This window comes from Stenotrophomonas sp. P5_B8 (assembly GCF_054049855.1).
In genome coordinates this window covers 1-2,520 of the sequence record NZ_JBFULO010000500.1, presented here as the reverse complement: position 1 = coordinate 2,520, position 2,520 = coordinate 1, and the positions used below count along the sequence as shown (strand labels likewise).

At 62.9% G+C, this 2,520-nt stretch carries 1 protein-coding gene; it reads right to left on the bottom strand.

The window, feature by feature from the left end; all coding sequences use genetic code 11:
• On the bottom strand, positions 1-2,520 hold a 2,520-nt coding region (locus ACXJKH_RS18585), incomplete at both ends, for a condensation domain-containing protein (RefSeq protein ID WP_457321575.1).

Here is a 2,520-nt window from a genome sequence, read left to right as displayed (position 1 = left end):
CGCCGTACCTGTGCTTCAAACAGCGTGTGGATGAGGTGCGTCTCACCGAAGGGCTGCGATGTAAGGTTGAAGCCGCTGACTACCTGCTGCCTCTGAGCAGGCTGCAGCCAAGGCAACGTCCCCATAGGCGCACTGGAGTCCGCGATCATCCCCCCCACGATCATGTCCAGGTGGCCGGACCACCGCTCTATGGTGTCACGACTAAAAACATCCGGGCGAAACACCAGCTCTGCTCCGGTTCGGTGCGCCTCGTCATAAAGACGCAGCACTACCGTACAGCCGAACACCGTGTGCGATGCCGAAGCAGACGAGATCACTACCCCAGCGTCGAACGGCGCGATGCGATCACCCCAGCCGGCGTCCCGTAGCACCCGCACCGCCTCCGACAATGACGGCAAGGCACAGGCAAGCGCCCGGCCCCTCGCGGCCTCTACTTGGCCTATCCACTCCCATGCACTGGCTTCCTGCTGGCGGTAGCGCATGACTCCCACCACCGACGGACGCCAGTCGCGCTGGTCGAACAGTCCCAGCAGACCGTCAGCCTGTGAGCCCAGACGGCTCAGCAATTCCATCCAGGCAGCAATCCACACACTCTGGGCAGACCCGCCGCTTTGCCCGCTCCAGGCGATGATGGCATCCGCCGTTGAGCGCAGCGCCGGCACGCTGTCCAGATGCAGCGGTGCATCGTCACTGCGGTGGCCATCGGCCGGAAGATCCAAGGTCGGCGCTGCATCGTGCAGCGTCGCGCTCCAGTTCGTTACGCGCGCCTGCCAGGCATCCCAGCTGATCCAGTCGGTGCCTGCGCCAACTGCGACCTGCACCAACGCCCGCTCACCGGTGAGCTCGAAATAGCGACGTAGCAACGCGAACACTGCGTGTTGCCGGTCCGCATCAGAGCCGTCCAGGTCCGCCACGACAGCGAAAACGCTATGGCCATCCGCATATCGGTGTGCGACGGAGAAGAGCGCAACCCCGTCCATCGCTGCGCGACCAGCGGCTATGGCGCACTGCAGCGCATCGACACCTTCCGGATTGGTGCAGTGCAGTGCGGCCCTCCCCTTTGAACCACCGTGCGAGACCTCCCAATCACGTGCGCACAGCTCAGCGACGTCGGCCAGCAACTGCGGACGCAGTTGATCGGGCCACCGCAGTACGCACGCACCCGCAGCGACGCCCTCCACCTGCAGCAGCGGCAACCCGCCCGTTGCCGGCAGCGGAACGGGCGCGTCGAAGTCGGAGAGCATTGCTTCGATGGACGCCATGAATCGCTCTGACAAATGCGCTACGAATTCCTCCGATAGTCCCAACTGCGTATTGATCGTCACCAGCAAGCCATCAGCCGGGTTGCCGCTCACCTGTGTCGACAGCAGGAAGTTGCTTTCCTCAAATTGCTCCCCCATCTCCACGCGGAGCCAATCGACCTTCATCAACTCGGTGGCAACCTTGAAGTTGGTATAGGTAAAGTTCGCCTGCACCGAGAGATGCGGATTCCGCCGCAGGACACTGGCAAGCGCATGCCGACGATAGGGCTTTGCATCGGCTTCGGACGTTGTCAGTTCCCTGGCAAGTCCGCGCCAGCTCGTGCCACCCCGTATCAACACTGGGGTAACGTTGAGGAACAAGCCGACCAGATTCTGTCCGCCGTGCGCCTCCGGGCGGCCGTGATCGGTCATGCCGCTCAGCACATCGCCACCGCCCATCACCGCGCGCAGCACCTGCCCATGTGCCATCAGCATCAAGGTCTTCAGCTGCACTCCCTCACGACTTGCAAGGCTTTCCAGACCGCGCGCGAGGCCCCCCGGCATCGTGTAATGATGGCGCCGCAGCTGATGTCCGCCCCCGGGTGCGGGGCGCAGTTGGGGCAGCGGTGGAAGCGAGCTGCAGAACCCATCCCACCAGGCAATGGAAGGAGCATCGCGTTCATCGTCGAGCGAACTGGCTACGTAGTCGGCAAAACGCAGCCCGCCGGCGTCAAACACGTCAGCCAGTGCTGCACCTTCCCGGCGTTGATGATAGAGCTCCAAGATCTGTCGCTGTACGGTTGCCATGCTCCAGCCATCGAGAATGGCGTGGTGCGCATCGACGATGCACTGGATGCGGTCATCCGCCAATTTCAGGAGGGTGAAACGGATTAGCGTTGGCCCCCGCAAGTCCAGCACGGTAGCCTTGATGCGAGAGATGGCATCTTCGATGCAGGCAGCCTGCGCGGCCGGCGACAAGGCGCTCAGATCCTCCTGTTCCACCCATGCTTGCGCATCGGCATGAACCAACTGCAGCGGCACGGAGTAGCTGCCCAAGTCGAAGCCGGTGCGTAGTACGGGCTGCATCGCAACCACCGCTTCTATGGCCTCGACAAACATTGCTTCGTCGTAGGCGAACTGCAGCTCGAAAGAGAACACGTCATGGTAACTGCCCCCCCCTTTGTCGAGCAGACCATGGAAGAGCATGCCCATCTGCAGCGGCGTGACTGGATAGGCGTCCTCAAGCCCCTCCGGAAGAACCTCACGATCAGCTGCTGGC